The organism is Streptomyces sp. NPDC048644 (assembly GCF_043199105.1).
Taxonomy (GTDB): Bacteria; Actinomycetota; Actinomycetes; order Streptomycetales; family Streptomycetaceae; genus Streptomyces.
Genome location: NZ_JBICVO010000011.1, coordinates 78,204 through 98,938, shown reverse-complemented (window position 1 = coordinate 98,938; position 20,735 = coordinate 78,204). Strand labels below are relative to the sequence as shown.

General features: G+C 69.8%; 1 protein-coding gene (only partly in view). It reads left to right on the top strand.

The window, feature by feature from the left end:
• A protein-coding gene (locus ACGFNI_RS24545; protein WP_393686783.1) for a protein-glutamine glutaminase family protein crosses the window boundary here: on the top strand, nt 1-20,735 show its final stretch. It extends 22,132 nt beyond the left edge of the window; the window shows 20,735 of its 42,867 coding nt (coding positions 22,133-42,867); the start codon falls outside the window, past its left edge; its stop codon occupies nt 20,733-20,735.

The following is a 20,735-nucleotide window of genomic DNA, read 5'->3' as shown; positions in this document are numbered from 1 at the left end:
AAGTGGCGACGGTGCCCTTCGTCGTGGCCATCCCCCGTGCGCTGTGCGAGCAGGTCACCGTGGAGCAGGACGGGCCTGCCGTCTACACGCGGGAGGCCGGACTCCGCAAGCTGATCAAGCTCAAGCGGCAGTCCACGACGGAGCAGCAGGCCGCGGCGGCTGATCAGGAGCAGGCGGCGAAGCAGGAAGCGACCGTTGCTCAGGAGGAGTTGGCGAAGCCGGAGCAGACCGAGAAGCCGGATGAGCTGCGGGCGCCGCTCCGGGTGACGCAGCAGCAGCGCCTCGCGCCGACCGACCACGTACTGGAAGTGCACCGCGGCACCTGGCCGCACACCGCGCTCCAGGAGGTGCTGGAGCCGCACTTCGGTTCGGACTGGCCGCGGGCCAAGGCCGTCCTGACGACCCACATCGAGCCGTTCGCCCTGCGTCCGCGTCTCGCGCAGTTCAGCCAGAACCCGGACGCGTTCGAGACCATCAAGGTGACGGTCGGCGGGAAGACCGCCGAGGTGTCCCTGAAGTCGGTGACGGTGCGCGATCCGCGCTACGTCAAGACGGTCGAGAACTTCGAGTCCGAGACCGGCGCGGAGGAGTCCGAGTCCACCGGCCGGATTCAGGACCGGCGCAGCCGCACCACGGGCATCCTCGACATCACCGCCAAGGCGCCGCACGCGATCACCGTCCAGTACACCGGCACGACCCTGTCCGACAGCACCACCGGCCACGCCATGGACAGCGGTGGCGGCTCACAGGCCAAGGGCAAGACGGTCGAGCCCGTCGGCGTGTTCGACGCGAAGGTCTCGTTGACGTTCGACGTCACGCTGACGCAGCGCCTGTCCACGGGCACCGCCGCCCCCGACACCGTCACCGCCGACCTCGACACCCGTCTCGCCTTCCCGAAGCGTGACCTCGTCGACCCGAAGACGGGAGAAGCGCCCGTCCCGTCGGTGCAGCGCCCGGTGCCGAAGCGCATCAAGGACGGGCGCATCGGCGACACCGACCTCCTGCAGGGCCTGGAACTGTCCACGTCCACCGCCGAGATGCACACGCTGCTCGACGCTCTCGACACCCGCGGCATACGGGCCTTCGGTACGGCCAAACGCTGGCGCCAGGCCAAGGCTGATCTGGCACAGGAGCTGCAGTCCGACCTCATCCGGCAGCACGCGCACGGCATGATGGCCGACGAGCCGCTGATCATCCAGGTGCGCGGCGGCGTCATCGCGGTCACCGCGAGCGCCTACGACCTGTCCCACGTCGCGGACACCGGAACCACCGAGTTCACCGTCGGGGCGGAGCACAGCCTCAGTGAGGGCAGCACGGACGGCGTGTCCGCGCTCGGCTCCGGTTCGGCCACCACGCACGCCCTGAAGATCTCCGGCGGGGCCCAGGTCGCGCCGGGTGTCAGCGTGATCGGCGGGCTCGGCGGCAGCCGTGGCTCAGGCCACGACGAGGTGTCGGTCACCGGCACCGCGAGCAAGACCGTGCTGACCACCAAGAGCAAGGCCCCCGGTGCGTTCTACACCGGCAAGCTCCGGCTCCACTTCGACATGCGGTCCACCGACGACGGGCTGCACCGGCGCGTACGGCGGTACGTCTACCGGGAGCAGGCCCGGCGGCTCCAGCAGAAAATCGGGCAGCAGAAGCCGGTGCAGCAGTCCGTCCCTGACACGGATCAGCACACCGCCACATCGGCAGGGGCGTTCCGGCAGAAGCTCGCCGATGTCTTCCGGCAGTTGCGGGGGGACGAGCGCAGTCGTCAGCTCTTGACGGCGGATGAGCGCAGTCGTCAGCTCGTGGCGGAGGAGGAGCAACGCCGTCAGCGGCGGCTGTCCCGCCAGGCGAAGCTGATCCAGCTCGGGGCTGGCCGCGCCATCGGTGAGGTGCCGGTCAACCGTGACCTGCCGGACAACCGTGACGTGCCGGCCACCCGTGACGTGTCGATCGCCTTCTCCGTCCTGGTGGAGGCCGCTCCGGAGCAGAAGCAGGAGCAGGAGAAGACACAGGCGAAGGCACCGGAGCAGGAGCAGGCACCGGCCCCCGACGCGTCGCAGCCGAAGCAGCGCGCCACGCCGCAGGAGCCCGCGACCGACTGGGTGATCCGTGACCTGCCCTCCATCGGCGGAGTGCACGCGATGCTCCGGGTCTACGGCCGCAAGTACCTCGGCTCGCAGTGGGACGCCAAGCCCCAGAAGAACGCCAGGACTTGGGGAGAGACCGCGCAGAACGCCTTCGGCCTGCAGATCCTCAAGCCGTGGATGCGGCACCTGCTGGTGACCGCGCCGCAGGCGGACGCCTCGGCGTTCGGCCCGCGTTCCACCCTCAGCGTCGACCTGTTCAAGGACACGTTCGGCAAGCAGACCCGCGTGACCGCGACGTTCGAGCTGCTGGACGAACTGACCCTGGAGCGGCTGGACAAGAAGGCCGAGCAGGCGATCGGCTCGGAGGCCGGACACCGGTTCGGCAAGGTGCGGCTGAACACCCAGCAGTGGACAGGACAGGGCCAGATCGGTGTCGAGGGCGGCGCGCCCGGAGTGTCCGGTCTGCGCGGCGGCGTGCACGCGGGCGGCGGTATCCGCAGGCGGGAAATCGCCCTCCAGTCCGAGGCGGGCCGGGCCTTCGCCAACGCCAAGATCCCCAAGCCGCACGAGATCCGCACCGGCTCGGTGCGGGTGACGTTCGCCTTCTGGCACGGTACGGAGAAGCTCGGCGAGGCCCACGGCATGACGCCGCTGACGGTCGCCATCCCGTGGACGCCGCCCAAGCAGCCGGAGGTCCTGCGGCTGCGCGGCGGATACGAGCCGCAGTCCTTCACCCACGGGTCCTACGAGTCCGTCTCCTCCGAGTACGAGGACGGGCACGAGGCGTCCTTGTCGGACGACGAGTCGATGGTCTCCGACGGCCACTCCGCCGAGGCGATGGAACTCGACGATTCGGGCTCGGCGTCCGGGTCCGACACGGACAGCATCCGCAACGCCCAGCCGTCCCAGACGACATGGATTGCGCTGACCAACTCCGCCTCGCACACCGCCACTCAGCCGCCGTGGCGGGAAGAGGTGCAGAAGCTGCGGGCCGAGCTGGCACGCGAGCGACAGGGGGGCCCGCAGCTTCAGGGGCTGTCCCTGGAGCAGCGGCGGGTGGTGCAGCTCCAGGCGAGCATGCGCCCCACACCGGCCGAACTGTCCCACGAGGCATGGCAGTACATGCCGCTGCTCCCCCTGACCGGGCCTTTCAAGGAGGTCAGGGAAGAGCTGCTGCGCGAAGTGACGGAGCTGGAGCAGCGGTTCCGCGTCCCGCACCTGTCCTCGCCCGTCACCGTGGGCGGCGATGCACAGCAGCAGATGCACCGGTGGGCACAGGAAACCCAGCTCCTCGCCGAGGTGCTGGGGAATGGTCTGAGTCCGGACGACGGAACGGAGAACGCGGCGCACGGTTCCCCGCATCCTGACCTCGACGACTACCTGGCCCGTGCCGCGCTGCGCCACCGTCAGCAGCTCTGGGAGGCCCCAGCCGTCGCGCACCTGTCAGGCGCCGAGCGCCGGCAGCTCACCGAGCACCTCAACGAGCTGCTGGACCCGTGGCTGGAATCGCACTACGGCAAGCACGCCACCGTGCTGCCCGCCCTCGGGGACGACGTCACGGCGGACCCATCGGATCACTCCGAGACATCGGACGGCTCCGAGATTTCGGATGGTAGCTCCGTCATGTCCGAGGAGTCCGGCACCGAGGATTCCGGTCACTCCACGGGCTCCGCGATGTCGGAGGACGCGGGTCTCACGGATGACGAGGACGCCCTGTCGACAGGCACGGACGCCGGCAACCCGCTGGTGGAAACGGAACGCCGGATGTTCCCCCAGGCCCTGGCCTTCCCCACCGCCAAGGAGGGTGCGGCCTACGGCAGGAAGCAGTGGAACCGTCATGTCCTCGATCTGCCGGGCAGGCTGAAGCGCCCGCTGCGTGACTACACCAGCGGCCCCGAGCAGGTCCGCCGACTGCCCTACACTCCCGCGGACATCGAGATCAAGGCGCTCGCCCGGGATCTCGACGCGGACAACGGCACCCTCACGCACTTCGTGCAGGCCGTGTCCCAGCAGCACGCGATCAGCCACGACGAGAACTACGACAACGTGCTGACCGACGGCAAGCCGACCCCGCCGATGTCGGGGCTGGAGTTCATGGAGCAGGCGCTGGCCGCCACCGAGCACCATGTGCGGGCCCTGGGCGAGGCGCTCAAGAGCCATCCGGTGCCCGAGGCCCTGGTGGCCGTCAAGGGCCTCGACAAGGGGTACTTCCCCGAGGGGACCGACGTGCGGCAGGGGCTGGTGGTGCGCGAGGGCCGGTTCATGTCGACCTCACTCGGCCCGGTCGCCGAGGACTTCGAGAACCGGCCGTACATCCTGCACCTGCTGGTACCCGAGGGCACCCCTGCCCTGTACCTGGGCGCGCTCTCCGACACCGGGGACGACGAGCGGGAGCTGCTGATCGACCGCGGCTTCGACTGGGAGATCCTGCACGTCGAGAAATCCGCCACGGACGACGAACAGGTCCATCTCTACGGCCGGATCGTTCCGCAGGTCACCGGTGCGGCGGCCAACGCACCGACCACCGCTGACCTCGCATCGGACCCGCACGCCGTGTCCGAGGGTGCACAGCTATCGGAGCCGACGGATACGACGAGCCAGGGGCTGCCGTCCGTGGCCACCTTCGATCCGGCGAGGGCACCCCAGCAGCCCGTCGCGACGGAAGCGTCCGGCACGGAGAAGACATTTGTCCTGCACTTCGCCGAGGGCGCAAAGGAGGTCGACACGACCGAACAGCGGGACCTGATCGACCACGTGGTCGGCCACCTGATCGAGTGGGGTCTGGAAGACCGGCGTGCCGACCGGCCGCTTCCCAGGGTCGAGTTGACCGGCTTCGGCAACGGTTCCGAGCTGCCGTTCGTGTATTCCGCGCCCCGGGCGAAGCGGACCGGCGATCTGCGGGCTTCCGCGGTCCAGCGCGTGTTGCGGAAGCGGCTGGCGCTGGATCTCGACGAGTACTACACGGAGAACAGCACGGGCAGGACGCGTACCCGCCAACTGACGCTCCAGGACTTCGTCATCTCCCAGTCGCCGGCGCGGCAGGCCGACCGCCGCACCGGCACCCCCGAGGACGGCCGCCGGGTGGAGATCACCCTCCACCGTGCGCCGACGGCCGCCGACCCCTTCCTCGAACAGGATCTGCCGCTACAGGCGCTGGCGGTGCGGGAACAGCAGGCCCGGACCGTCCGGCTGGGCGATGTGCAGCACCTCCCCGTCGTCTCCGTCGACGAGGACGGACGGCACCGTGTCGGGCGCTCCTTCCTGGGGGGCAAAGACATCTTGGACATGGAGGGCCACTACCTGGACCTTCAGCTCAAGAAGCCGTACTTCGTGCACTTCGAAACCCTCATCGACCCGCCCGGCTTCGACATCAGGAACGTCCCCAGGAAGAACCTGCGGAAGGTGCCGTGGGATCTGGGGCGTCCCACCTACGTGGCCATGGCCCACGGAAAGGCCGGCTCGGTCGCACTGTGGATACAGGAGAACGGCGCCGAGCCCGAGCTGCACTCCGTGACGGGCCAGGAACTCGCCAGGACGCTGGCCCGGCGCCCGAGTTTGCAGGAGCTGAAGGCACGTGCAGGAAAGCGCGCCCAGATCGTCCTGCTGGTGTGCCTGGCGGGCACCGCCGACAAGTACGGCCGGGTCGTCGCCCAGCAGGTCGCGAACGAGACCGGCATGGACGTGTGGGCGGGTACCACCAAGGTGGTCTCGATCGACCAGGTCCCTGAGCGCGAAAGCCAGTCGGACTACACCTTCGGCCTCAGGCCCGACCCGGAGACCGGCGAACCCGGCGAGTGGAAGCTGTTCACCCCGGCCACCGAGAGCAGCAGCTCGCAAGCCACCGAGCAGCTCCCGCCCGTGGTCACCGTGCAGACCCTGCCGCCGGCCGCAGCCACGGAGCAGGAGGTCGCGGAACCGGAGGAGCAGCACGACGCGCATCAACAGCCCACAGCTGTACGGACGTTCTCGGCGGCGACACCGAACAGCAAGGACGTCGCCGCGCTGTCCCCGACGACCGTCACAGAGATCGAAGGCGAGCGTACGCAGGAGACGTCCGCCCACGAGGAATCGCACGTCGTGCGCTTCACCGAGCGCGCGAAGGAGGTCGTCACATCCGAACAGCTGGACGTGATCGACCGGGTGGCCAAGCGACTCGTCGAGTGGGCTCTGGAAGACCGGCGCGCCGACCGGCCGCTCCCCAAGGTCGAGTTGACCGGCTTCGGGAACGGCTCCACGCTGCCGTTCGTGGACTCCGCGGCACAAGCGAAGCGGACCGGCGAGCTGCGAGCCGACGCGGTCCTGCGCGCGTTGCGCCATCGGATGACGCAGGAGCTCGACACGTACTACGCGCAGGACGGCGAGCACATCGCACGTGTCCGCCGTCTGAAGGCCGAGGACTTCGTCATCTCCCGGTCGCCGTCGCGGCAGCCCGACCACCACACCGGCACCGACGAGAACCGGCGCCGGGTGGAGATCACCCTCCATCGCGCGCCGACGTCCGCCGACCCCTTCCTCGACGAGGACCTGCCGCTGCAGACGACGGCGACGGAGCACCAGCAGGCCCGAGCCGTACGGCAGGGTGATGTGCAGCACCTTCCCGTCATCTTCGTCGACGACGACGGACGTCACCGCATCGGGCGGAGCTTCCAGGGCGGCAAAGACATCACAGGCATGGAGAACCTGTACACGGACCTGCAGCTGAGGAATCCGTACTTCGTGCACATCGACGCCCGCACCGACACGGGCGGCGTCGGGCTCCTCGACCTGCCTGCGGAGTACCTGCACAAGGTGCCCTGGGACATGGAACGCCCCACTTATGTGGCCATGGCCCACGGGCTGCCCGGCCAGGTCGAGCTGTGGGTGCGGGAGAACGGGGCCGGGGCCGAGCTGCACCTCTTCGAGGGTCGGGAATTCGGCAAGACGCTGGCGCGTCGCGAGAGTTTGGAAGATTTGAAGAGGCGTGCGGGAAAGCGCGCCCAGATCCTCCTGGTGGTGTGCCAAGCAGGAGCCGTTGACGAATACGGCCGGGTCGTCGCCCAGCAGGTCGCGAACGAGACCGGCATGGACGTGTGGGCGGGCACCACTGTGGTGGGTACGTTCAAGCGCCATCCTCGGCTGGAGTTCACCTTCGGCCTCAGGCCCGACCCGGTGACCGGCAAGCCCGGCGAGTGGCGGATGTTCACCCCGGCCACCGAGAGCAGCACCCTGGCAGAAGACGGGCGGCAGCTCCCGCCCGTGGTCACCGTGCGGACCCTGCCGCCGGCCGCAGCCACGGAGCAGCAGGTCGCGGAGCCGGAGGAGCAGCACGGCACGCATCAACAGCCCACGGCTGTACGGACGTTCTCGGCGGCGACACCGAACAGCAAGGACGTCGCCGCGCCTTCCCCGGCGACCGTCACAGAGGTCGAAGGCGAGCGTACACAGGAGACGTCCGCGTCCGATGAGCCGCTCACGGCCCCCACGGAGCTCTCCGCAGACCCGCACACCTCGTCCGAGGGTGCGCAGATATCGGCACCGCCGGTCACAACGAGCGGCGGGGGAAACTTCGCGGCTACCTTCGGCCCGAAGATGGCACCGTCCCAGGAGTCGTCCCAGGGGACGGATACGTCCGCCCACGAGGAAACGCACGTCGTGCACTTCGCCGAGCGCGTGAAGGAGGTCGAGACGTCCCAACAGCTGGACGTGATCGACCAGGTGGCCAAGCGGCTCGTCGAGTGGGCCCTGGAAGACCGGCGCGCCGACCGGCCGCTCCCCAAGGTCGAGTTGACCGGCTTCGGGAACGGCTCCACGCTGCCGTTCGTGGACTCCGCTGCCCGCGCCGAGCAGACCGGCGACCTGCGGGCTTCCGCGGTCAAGGGAATGTTGCAGCGGCGGCTGGAGCAGGAACTCCACGATTACTACACGTCCGACGACGAGGGCATGACGCGTCCCCGCCGTCTGACGCCCCGGGACTTCGTCATCTCCCAGTCCCCGTCACGGCAGCCCGACCGCCGCACCGGCACCCCCGAGGACGGCCGCCGGGTGGAGATCACCCTCCACCGGGCACCGACAGCCGCCGACCCCTTCCTCGACGAGGATCTGCCGCTGCAGACGCTGGCGACGCAGGAGCAGCAGGCGCAGGCCGTCCGGCTGGGCGATGTGCAGCACCTCCCCATCGTCTCCGTCGACGAGGACGGCCGGCACCGTGTCGGGCGCTTCTTCATGGGTGGCGAAGAGATCTTGGACTCGGAGGGCCTGTACCTGGACCTTCAGCTCAAGAAGCCCTATTTCATCGATTTCCCCCTCAACGACCTCCCCGACCTCGACCTGCGGGATCTCCCCAAGGAATACCTGAAGAAGGTGCCCTGGGACGTGGAGCGTCCCACCTACGTGGCTATCACCCACGGGATGCCCGGCCACGTCGAGCTGTGGGTGCGGGAGAACGGCGCCGAGCCCCAGTCGCACATCGTGACGGGCCAGGAGCTGGGCAGGACGCTTGCACATCGCCCGAGTTTGGCGGAGCTGAAGGCGCGTGCCGGAAAACGCGCCCAGATCATCCTGGTGGTGTGCCAGGCGGGCGACGTCGACCAGTACGGCCGGGTCGTCGCCCAGCAGGTCGCGAACGAGACCGGCATGGACGTGTGGGCGGCCACCTCTACGGTGGCCGCGCTCCCCCAGGAGCCCTTGCGCGAAGATCAGTATGATTTCACCTTCGCCATCCGGCCCGACCTGGAAACCGGCAAGCCCGGCGAGTGGCAGCTGTTCACCCCGGCCACCGAGAGCGGTGACGCGCAAGCCACCGAGCAGCTCCCGCCGGTGGTCACCGTGCGGGCCCTGCCGCCCGTCGAGACCGCACAGCAGCAGGCCGCGGCAACGGAGCAGCCGACGCGGAACGCCGAGGCCGAAGGCGAGCGTACGCAGGCGGCATCCGCCCACGAGGAAACGCACGTCGTGCACTTCGCCGAGCGCGCGAAGGAGGTCGTCACATCCGAACAGCTGGACGTGATCGACCGGGTGGCCAAGCGACTCGTCAAGTGGGCCCTGGAAGACCGACGTGCCGACCGGCCGCTCCCCAAGGTCGAATTGACCGGCTTCGACAACGGCTCCGAACTGCCGCTCGCGGACGCCGCGGCCCAGGCCGAGCGCACCGGCGAACTGCGGGCCGCAGCGGCCCAGCAGGTGCTGCGGCAACAGCTGAAGCAGCAGCTCGACAACCATTACGCGCAGGACATGGGCGAGGTCCGTTCCTACCCGCTGACGGTCGGGGACTTCGCTATATACCAGTCACCGCCGCAACAGGCCGGCCCCCGCACCGGCACCGCCGATGACCGGCGCCGGGTGGAGATCACCCTCCACCGGGCGCCGACAGCCGCGGACCCCTTCCTCGAACAGGATCTGCCGCTGCAGGCGCTGGATCCGGAGGAGGAGCAGGCCAGGACCGCACGCCTGGGCGATGTGCAGCACCTCCCCATCGTCTCCGCCGACGAGCACCCTCGCCGCCGTGTCGGGCGGGTCTTCGTGGGCAGCGAAGACTCCGCGGCCATGGAGGGCCTCTACACGGACCTCCACTTCAAGAAGCCGTACTACGCGCGCTTCGACGAGGGCGCCGACGGCAGCTTCGATCTCACGAAGGTGCGGGACGAGGATCTGGTAGAGGTGCGCTGGGACGTGGAGCGTCCCACCTACGTGGCCATGGCGCACGGAAACTCCGACGTGATCGCGCTTTGGGTGCGGGAAAACGGAGCCGAGTCCGAACTCCACGTGACGGGCAAAACGCTGGGCAAGACGCTGGCGCACCGTCCGAGCCTCCAGGACCTGAAGACGAGCGCCGAGGGGCGCGCACAGATCATCCTGGTCCTGTGCGAAGCGGGCGCCACGGACGAACACGGCCGGGTAATCGCCCAGGAGGTCGCGAACGAAACCGGCATGGACGTGTGGGCAGGCACCACGACGGTCGCATCCGTGCACCAGCCCCTTGCCCGCGAGGAGCACACGAGCTTTACCTTCGCCCTCGCCAACGACCCGGAGACCGGCGAACCCGGCGAGTGGAAGCTGTTCACCCCGGCCACCGAGAGCAGCAGCTCGCAAGCCACCGAGCAGCTCCCGCCCGTGGTCACCGTGCGGGCCCTGCCGCCGGCCACAGCCACGGAGCAGAAGGTCGCGGAACCGGAGGAGCAGCACGGCACGCATCAACAGCCCACAGCCGCACGGACGTTCTCGATCACCCAGAACAGGGCGGGCGTCGACGGCGGTACGGCCCAGGAGGACATCCAGGAGACGCCGACGCCCATGTCGCCGTCGGAGTTCTCCTCGCTAATGGCGGCCGGGCAGACCATCGCCGCGGCCGAGGAGTACCTGGAGCGGATCCGGACCGCCACGACGCCGCCGTCAGCCGCGCAGATCGAGGAAGGCCGGGCGCACCTGGCGGACCTCAACGAGGCCGTACGCGCCGGAATCGCCCGGCCGGAACTCCGGTCCCAGCTGCTGACCACCCTGGAGGGGCTGGCAGACACCGACGCCCCCGCCCAGACAACCGGGCAGACCGCGACTCCGGCCACGGCCCCCGCTCCGGTCACCGAGTCCACCCCCGCCGTGCACCCGACACTGCCCATGGCCCCGGACACCAGCCAGTACATGCCCATCCAACGGGCGACCATCAGGCCCGCCGTCGACAGGGCCGGCACGGTCCACGACCTGACGGCGGAGATGACAAGAGTCCACGGTGCGGAGCATCCGCTGGTCACAACGGTGAGCGCCTTCCTGCACAAGGACCGGCTCAGCAGGACCCGCCGAAAGTTCACCGTGGACGCCCGTGAGAATTACGCCAAGGGGCTCTGGGCCCGGTGGGACAAGGCACTGTCCGCGAGCGAGCGCCCGGAGGGCGGCACCCAGGAGGAAATGACGTGGTTCCTCCAGCAGTTGACGAGCATCCTGGATCTCCCCACCCGCCAGGAGAGCGGCGCACCCGCGCCGACCGTCGAGGGTCCGCAGAGGTGGACGAGCTACGTGCTGATGGCCACCCGGGCCTTCTCCCTCTTCCTCACCGCACCGCCTGCACGGCCGACCGCCTCTCGCGCCGCATCACGTGCACGGCCGACCGCCTCTCGCGCCGCATCACGTGCACGGCCGACCGCCTCTCGCGCCACGTCACAGGCACGACCGACCATCTTCATCGACGCATCACCTGCACGGCAGATCACCGAATTCACCAGCCCGGCAATCCGCTCGCTCCTGAAGACGTTGCAGGAGCGGTACGGCGACGCCCTCGATCGTGCCGTGCGGGGGTGGCTCGGCAAGTACCGTGATGAAAACACACTGGAGTGGAGGGGGCTGTCCTTCTCCCGGTGGGAGGCGTATCTGCGGTCACAGGGCAGGCACCCGCTGGATGAGACGACTCGTCCCTCCCAGGACGAGGGATTCATCCTCGCGCTGCAGGAGTTGAGGCCGCGAGGCCAAGAGTTGACGCCCGCCACCCTCAAAGACACCCGTTCCACGGTCAATGGCTTCGTGCGGCACCTCAACCTCCACCCCGAGCTGCGGCGCACGGGCGGTGCGCAGGCCGGCGTCCCGGCGTCGCCGGTGGCCGCGGACGTGGACATGGACGTGGACGTGGACATGCCCCAGGCAGAGTCCGATGCCGCGTACACCGCCGCGCAGACACGGTGGCTCTCAGAGGTGGAGGCCACAGAAAGCGCCCCGCAGTCCGACACCCGGGGAGAGCAGCTCGTCTCCCGTTCCATGAGCCATAGCCCCTTGGAAGGCGCTCTGGAGTCGGAGCAGGCACCGCTGCCCATGTCGCCGTCGGAGTTCTCCTCGCTAATGGCGGCCGGGCAGACCATCGCCGCGGCCGAGGAGTACCTGGAGCGGATCCGGACCGCCACGACGCCGCCGTCAGCCGCGCAGATCGAGGAAGGCCGGGCGTACCTGGCGGACCTCGACGAGGCCGTGCGCACCGGAATCGCCCGGCCGGAACTCCGGTCCCAGCTGCTGACCACCCTGGAGGGGCTGGCAGACACCGACGCCCCCGCCCAGACAACCGGGCAGACCGCGACTCCGGCCACGGCCCCCGCTCCGGTCACCGAGTCCACCCCCGCCGTGCACCCGACGCTGCCCATGGACCCGGGCACCAGCCAGTACACGCGCATCCAACGGGCGACCATCAGGCCCGCCGTCGACAGGGCCGGCACGGTCCACGACCTGACGGCGGAGATGACAAGAGTCCACGGTGCGGAGCATCCGCTGGTCACAACGGTGAGCGCCTTCCTGCACAAGGACCGACTCGGCAGAACCGGCCGAAAGTTCACCGTGGGCACCCGTGAAGGTCACGCCAAGGGGCTCTGGGCCTGGTGGGACAAGGCACAGTCCGACATCGGGCAGCTGCAGGGCACCCGCGACGAGGAAATGGCGCAGTTCGTCCAGCACCTGAGGGACACCGTTGCGTCCCTCTCCTCCCAGGAGAGCAGCGCCCACGCGCCGACCGTCGAAGGTCCGCAGAGGTGGACGGGCTACGTGTCGATGGCCACCCGCCCCTTCTTCTCCTTCCTCACCACACCGCCGGCACAGCGGACCATCGAAACCACCCACCCGGCATCCACCTCGCTCCCGCAGAGACTGAGGGAGAGGTACGGCAACGACCCTCTCCTCGGCGTCGTGCAGGAGTGGCTCAGTCCGTTCGCTGAAAGCTCCCAGAAGCACTCGGCGCGGGCATTCTCTCTGTGGGAGGCGTATCTGCAGTCTCATGGCAGGCACCCGCTGGCCACGACGCTGCTTCCTTCCGAGGACGAGGGTTTCCTCCTCACACTGCAGGGTTCGTTGAGAACGAGGGCGGGCCGGGAGCTGGAGCCTGCTTCCCTCCAAAAAATCCGCTCCGGGGCCGATAGCTTCGTGCGGTACGTCAGGGAGAATCACCCGGAGCTGCGGCGAGCGGACGATGCGCAGGTCAGCGCCCCGGCAGCGCCAGTGACCGCGGATACGGACATGGACATGCCCCAGGCAGAGTCCGATGCCGCGCCCAACACCGCGCAGACACAGTGGCTCTCGGAGGTGGAGGACACAGCGCTGCTCCTGGAGGCGATGACACCCGACAAGCTCGCCCCGGAGTACCACGAGGGCTGGCGCGCATCCGTCAATCAGGGCACGGCATTCCTGGCCGAACTGAGGCGGCTGCAGGCCGCCGGCATCCTGCCGGAAGCGGAACGGCTGGCAGGGCGTTTGGACGCCGCGCTCGCTCCGTGGACACAGGCGCTGAGCGCTGTTGATTCCGCCCCGCAGGCCGTCACCGAACCGGCGTCGTCCGGACTCACGAACACCGAACCGTTCGCACTGCTGGACTTCAGCGACGCACAGGGCGCCGAGGACCAGCCGAACGCGCAGTGGGAGTGGGATTTCGACGAGCTGCTGGACTTCGGTCCCGCTATGGACGTCGACCCCACGCCGGTGACCGAGGACGACCTGCGCTGGGCCGCCCCGCTCGTGAGGCCCCTGCCCATCATCGACAACCCAGAGCGATTGGCCCTGGTGCGCGAAGTGACCGAGGAGATCGCCCGGAAGCGAGCCAACTTCAGCAGCGACGCCGAGGCACGTCAGCGCGCCTACGAGCTGCTGAAGCAGCGCAACATCCCGATCTCGTCGCAGGGACTGCCCGGCGGCGGCCAGAAGCTCGGCACCCCCACGACCACCACCCAGGCCGGCCCCTCCACAGCCAGCGGCTCCGGCAGCGGCCAGGACACGCACAGCGTGCCCTTCCCCCAGGGCTCGCAGGACATCTCCACCCCGCAGCAGCAGGACGAGATCGACCGCATCGCCGATCTGCTGGTGACGCAGGGCCTGCGCAACTGGCGGGCGGGCGGGGCGCTTCCGGCGACGGAGGTCACCGGCCTGGGCAACGGCTCCAAGATGCCGTTCGGCGGCACCGACCAGGCGGTGGCCACCGGGAACAAACGGGCCCTCGCCACCGTCGCCGAGCTGAAGAAGAGCATCGCGGCGAAACTCAAGGCGGAGCCGCAGGGCGACGGGCCGCGCCTGACGGCCGACCTCTTCCCGATCGTGCAGCAGCTGTCAGCAGAGCCCGGCGCCCACCGCGGCCCGGCTCAGGAGCAGCGCCGTGCCATCGTGTCGGTGCAGCGCACACCGCACTCTGTGTACATCGGCGACACCCGCGACGCCGACGTGCCCGTGGCCCGCAAGATCCACATGCAGTGGCTCGGCAGCAAGCCGCTGAGTGACTCCGCGAAGGAGAACATCGAGGCGTGGCGGGCGAAGGCGAAGGAGGCCGGGTGGGAGCTGGTCTTCCGGGCCGACGACGACGCCCGGCAGACCAACGCCACCTTCTTCGGGCAGCTGACGGCCGCCGGTGCGGCCCGCGTCGAGCCGATGGAGGACGTCTTCGCCCTCCAGGACCCGGCGTCCGCGGATCCGCTGCACAAGAGGCTGGCCAAGGCCGTTGAGCTCTACGAGTTCGCCCTGCGGAACAAGGCGTTCCCGATGGCCGCTGACGTCGCCCGGTACGCGATCCTGGTGCAGGAGGGCGGTGTCCACACGGACGTCGACGTGGCGCCCGGGGACACCGTCCTGCCTCCCGACGGCCTCAGCACGTCCCAGGACGCGGTGCCGTTCCTCGGGCCCGAGATCCAGGACTGGGGGCACTTCGCCGACATCCGGGCCAAGGCCGATGAGTGGGCCGGCGCGCGTGCTGCGAACGGCCGTGTGCAGCAACCCCTGTGGCGGGGCGCACAGTTCCAGTACTCCAAGGGCACCCTCGGCAACCAGTTCATCGTCGCGCCCGCCGGGTCGGCGTTCCTGGAGCGGGTCCTGGACAACCTCACCTCGCCGGAGGACCTGGCCAACCAGACCGTAAACCTCAAGCACGACGCCGGGGCGCTGACCGGCCCCTGGTATCTCAAGAAGCAGATCACCCTGCACCTCCGGGACAACGGCCGGCTCACGCAGGAGGAGGACGTCTCCAAGGCCGGCCTGTTCTCCTCCCGCAGGGTGCAGGCCGACCCCGCACAGCTGACGCAGTGGCAGCACGTCATGTGGCTGACCGCCGAGAGCGACAGCCTGGTGTACGACACCCCGCAGTCCGCGTCGCACGCCACCCCGGAGAACCTGCCCGACGAGGACCTGACCTGGGCCGCCGGTCTGGTGCACGGCCCGATGCTCATCGCCGACCCGCCGCGTCAGCGGCTGGTACGCAACGTGGTGCGGCAGGTGGCTGCCCAGCGCACCGAGCTGGACGGCGACGAGCAGCGGGCGCGCGCACTCGGCGACCAACTGCTGGACCGCTACGGCCTGTTGCCCGCGACCACCGGCCTGCGGGCCGGCACCAGGACCACCACCTTCTCCACCCAGGAGGACGACCCGTACGCCGCAGGACCGTCACGGACGGCGGCCGACCGGGCAACGGACAGGCGAACCGCAGAGGGACAGACCACTGCGGCCCAGGCAGGCACAGGCCGTTCCCTGATACAGAGGATGTCCGCCTTCCACGGCGCCGAGCACCCGCTGGTCAGCGCCGTGAGCAACTTCCTCGACGAGGACCGGGTCATCTCAGAGACCGGTCGGCCATTGGCCGAGGCAACCCGTGAGATGTACGCCAGGGACCTGTGGTCCTGGTGGGAGAACACGCTGGCCGAGGCCGGGCACCTGGTGGGCACCCCCGACGAGGAGATGGCGCGGTTCGTCGCGCACTTGACGCGTGCGGCACGCGAAGACATCCGGGGCAGCAACATCCCCGGCTCGTCCGACCAGGCTTCGCAGAGGTCGGACGACGCGACACCGCCGGCCACTGTTGCCCTCGCCCTCTTCCTCTCCCCTCCGGCACAGGCCCCCCGCTCCCGTCCGACAGTCGCCCTCCTCATGCAGACGCTGCGGGAGGAGTACGGCAACGACGCCCCCCTCGTCGATGTCGTGCAGGACTGGCTCCGCCGGTTCCCCGAGGGCAGCAAGCAGGAGACGTATCACGCACGGGCCTTCCTCCGGTGGGAGGCATACCTGCGACCGCAGGGCCGGCACCCGCTGGACGAGACGGAATTCCCCTCGGCGAACGGGGATTTCCTCCGCGCTCTGCAGGCGGCCCAGTCGGCCGCCAACCGGCCGGTGCGTCACCGCACCCTTCTCGAGGTGTCCTACAAGGCCAACTCCTTCGTATGGCACCTTCAGCACCACCCCGAGCTGCGGCGAACGGGCAGCGAGCAGGTGAACGTCCCGGCGTCACCGGTGGCTGCGGACGTGGACGTGGACATGGACGCGCCCCAGGCGGAGTCCGATGACGCGTACACCACCGCGCAGGCGGAGGCCATGCTGGTGCTCCTGACGACGATGCCGCCCGACATGCTCACCACGGAGGACCTGGCCGGCTGGCACGACTCCGTCGATGAGGGCACCGCCCTGCTGTCCGGACTGAGGCGGCAGCAGGCCGTCGACTTCCTGCCGGAGACGGAAGAGCTGGCGCTCGCATTGGACGCGGCGCTCACCCCGTGGAGGCAGGCGCTGAGCACCACAGCCGCCGCCCCGCCGACCACCACCGAACCGGCATCGTCCGAACTCCCGGACACCGAACCGTTCGCGCTGCCGGAGCAGCGGAACACCCCGGTGGAGCAGGAGCTGCACAGCGGGACATCCGACACCTGGTGGGGCCGGCTCGTTTCCCGTTCCAGGAGCCAGAGCCCCTCGGAAGCCGCCCTGGAGTCGGAGACGGCGGCGTCCATGTCGTCATGGGATTTCGACGCGCTGCTGGCGGCCACACAGACCACTGTGGTGGTCGACGAGTACCTGGAGCGGATCGGGAACGCCACGACGCCGCCGTCGGCCGCGCAGATCGAGGAGGGCCGGGGATACCTGGCCGACCTCGATGAGGCCATACGGACCGGCGCCGCCCGGCCGGAAGTCCGGACCCAGCTGCTGACCGTCTTGGAGGGGCTGGAGGACGCCGAGCGGGCGACCGCCCTCGCCCCGGCCACGACCCCCGCGCCGGTCGCCGAAGACGCACCCGTCGTGCACCCGACGTTGCCCGCGGGCCCGGACCCCAGCCAGTACGTGCCCATCCGTCAGGCGCCCATCAAGCCCGCCGTCGACAGGGCCGGCACGGTCCACGAACTGACGGCGAAGATGGCAGAGGTTCACGGTGCGGAGCACCCGCTGGTCATGGCGGTGAGCGCCTTCCTGCACAAGGACCGGATCGCCAGCACCGGCCGAAAGTTCACCGTGAACAGCCGTGAGGGGTATGCCAAGGGCCTGTGGGCCTGGTGGGACAAGGCCCTGTCCGAGATCGGGCCCTTGGAGGGCAACCCCAACGAGGAAATGGCGCGGTTCGTCGGGCACTTGAGGCACACCATCACGCTCCCCACCACCCGGGAGAGCGGCGGCCACGCGCCGGTCGGCGAGGGTCCGCAGAGGTGGACGAGCTACGTGCCGAAGGCCACTCAGCCCTTCGCCTCCTTCCTCACCACACCGCGTACGCAGCCGACCACTTCCCACACCACACTGCCTCAGGCGGCGTCCGATGACGCGAACACCGCCGCGCAGACGGAGTGGCTCTCGGAGGTGAAGGCCACGCTGATACTCCTGGAGGCGACGACACCAGACCTGGTCTCCACGGAGAGGCTGGCATCCTTGCGCCCGTCCGTCGATCAGGGCGCTGCACACCTGGCCGAACTGAGGCGGCAGCAGGCCGCCGGTTTCCTGCGGGAAACGGAACGGCTGGAGCTCGCAGGGCATTTGGAGGCCGCGCTCGCTCCATGGACACAGGCGCTGAGCGCTCTCGATTCCGCCCCGCAGACCAGCACCGAACCGGCATCGTCCGAACTTCCGGGCACCGACCTGTCCGCACTGATGGACTTCAGCTTCGAGCAGGCCGCCGAGGACGAGCCGAACGCGCAGTGGGAGTACGACGGGCAGCTGGACTTCGGTCCCGCGATGGACGTCGACCGCACGCCCGTGACCGATGAGGACATGCTCTGGGCCGCCCCACTCGTGCCGGCCAAGGTCGTCATCGACGACCCAGTGATGAAGGCGGCGATACACGAGGCGATCGAAGACGTCGCACGGCAGCGTGACCGCTTCGGCAGCAACACCCGAGCCGCAGGCAAGTACGCCGTCGAACTGCTGAAACAGCGCAACATCCCCATCTCACAGGGACTGCCCGGCGGCGGCCAGAAGCTCGGCACCCCCACGACCACCACCCAGGCCGGCCCCTCCACAGCCAGCGGCTCCGGCAGCGGCCAGGACACGCACAGCGTGTCCTTCCCCCAGGGCTCGCAGGAGATCTCCACCCCGCAGCAGCAGGACGAGATCGACCGCATCGCCGATCTGCTGGTGACGCAGGGCCTGCGCAACTGGCGGGCGGGCGGGGCGCTTCCGGCGACGGAGGTCACCGGCCTGGGCAACGGCTCCAAGATGCCGTTCGGCGGCACCGACCAGGCGGTGGCCACCGGGAACAAGCGGGCCCTCGCCACCGTCGCCGAGCTGAAGAAGAGCATCGCGGCGAAACTCAAGGCGGAGCCGCAGGGCGACGGGCCGCGCCTGACGGCCGACCACTTCCTGATCGTCGAGCGCCAGGCGCCGCAGCCCGGCTCCCGTCGCGGCTCGGCGGAAGAGCAGCGCCGTGCCGTCGTCTCGGTGCAGCGCACGCCCCACTCCGTGTACATCGGCGACACCCGCGACGCCGACGTGCCCGTGGCCCGCAAGATCCACATGCAGTGGCTCGGCAGCAAGCCGCTGAGTGACTCCGCGAAGGAGAACATCGAGGCGTGGCGGGCGAAGGCGAAGGAGGCCGGGTGGGAGCTGGTCTTCCGGGCCGACGAAGCCGCCCGGCAGACCAACGCCACCTTCTTCGGGCAGCTGACGGCCGCCGGTGCGGCCCGCGTCGAGCCGATGGAGGACGTCTTCACGCCGCAGGGCACCGCCGACGACGAGGCGCTGGTCAAGGCCGGTGAGCTGTACGAGTTCGCGCTCGGGCAGAAGGCGTTCCCGATGGCCGCGGACGCCGCGCGGTACGTGATCCTGCTGCGGGAAGGCGGCGTGCACACGGACGTCGACGTCGCCCCCGGTGCCATCGTCCTGCCCGCCGACGGCCTGGAGATGTCCTCGGACGGGGTGCCGTTCCTCGGGCCCGAGCTGCAGGACTGGGACAGCTTCGCCGAGACACGGCGGGAGGCCGACGAGGCGCAGAGCGACCGCACGCAGCCCCCGCTCGTGCGGGCCGCGGGGTTCACGTACTCCGATGGCACCCTCGGCAACCAGTTCATCGTGACCCCCGCCGGGACCGCCTTCATGAAGCGGCTGCTGGCCGGGCTCCGTTCGAAGGAACAACTGGGCAGCTACGTCGGCCACCTCAACGAGAACGCCGGATACCTGACCGGCCCGTGGTTCGTGAAGGATCAGATCGCCCAGCATCTCAAGGACAACGGCGCGCTCCCCGGGCACAAGAGCACCACCTTGTACGCCCTGTTCCGCTCCCGCAGGGTGCAGGCCGACCCCGCGCAGCTGACGCAGTGGCAGAACGTCATGTGGCTGACCGCCGAGAGCGACAGCCTGGTGCTCGACACGCCGCAGTCCGACGCGGACACCGCGTCCGGCATTTCGGGCCCGTCCGAAGCGGACCGGGAATGGGCGGCAGGTCTGGTGCGCGGCCCGATGCTCATCGCCGACCCGCCGCGTCAGCGGCTGGTGAACGAGGTGATACGGCGCGTGGCCGCGCGTCGCGCCGAGTTCGGCGGTGACGAGCAGCAGGCGCGCGACCTGGCCGACCAACTACTCGACCGGTACGGGCTGTTGCCCGAGAACCCTGGGGTGCGCGGTGGTAGGGCCGGCACTCTGACCGTCCAGGACCCACGGGACAAGAACGAGCAGGCCCAGAGCGGGCAGGTCAAGGACGACCAGGTCGAGGCCCCCTACGCCGCGGGCCCGTCGCGGACGGCCAAGGCCCAGGGCAAGACCCGGGCACGCGTCCAGGACACGGCCCCGGTCCGGCAGCCGGAGCCGCCCAAGCAGCCGCAGTTCCCGCTCGCCAACCTGGACGCCGCGCCGAAGCCCGTGACGGCCAAGGAGACGGCGGAGGCCGCGGTTACCGAGACGGCGGCACCGGAGACGGCGACGGAGCCCACCGTCACTCCCGCCAAGGAGACCGCCACCCCCACGTCCGCCTCCGCCCCCCAGGTCCCGCTGATCTCCGACCGGAGCCTGGTCCAGGGCCGCCTCCAGGCGATCGTCTGGGTGGCCACCGGTACGTCGGACGTGTCCGCTGAGGGCTACCGGGACGGTGCGGCGGTCGGGCAGTTCCGGTACCGGATGGGTGGGCTCGACACCGGGAGCGTCACGGTGGAGAACCCCGTCACGGCGCTGGTCAGCGAGGCCGGGAGCGGTGGGCTGCCGCCGCGTGTCCTGCATCTGAGCGGGGCGATGTCAGGGGACGAGCCGCCCGAGCAGGTGGCGCGGATCGTCGAGGCGCTGCTGCGGCGGGCCGCCCGGCTGGCCGCGGGCGACGACGCCGGCCAGGTGATCGTGGAGACCAACGGGGCCGTGGTGACCCCTGAGTTGCTCGGCGTGCTCGGCTTCGAGCAGCTGGGCGACGGGCCGCTGTGGCACAGCGGCACCGCGGAACTCGTCACGGTGCTGCGCACCAGGCCCGAGGCGGAGGATCTGGTGGTGGACAACTGCGAGTCGGGCCGGCTGCCCGGATAG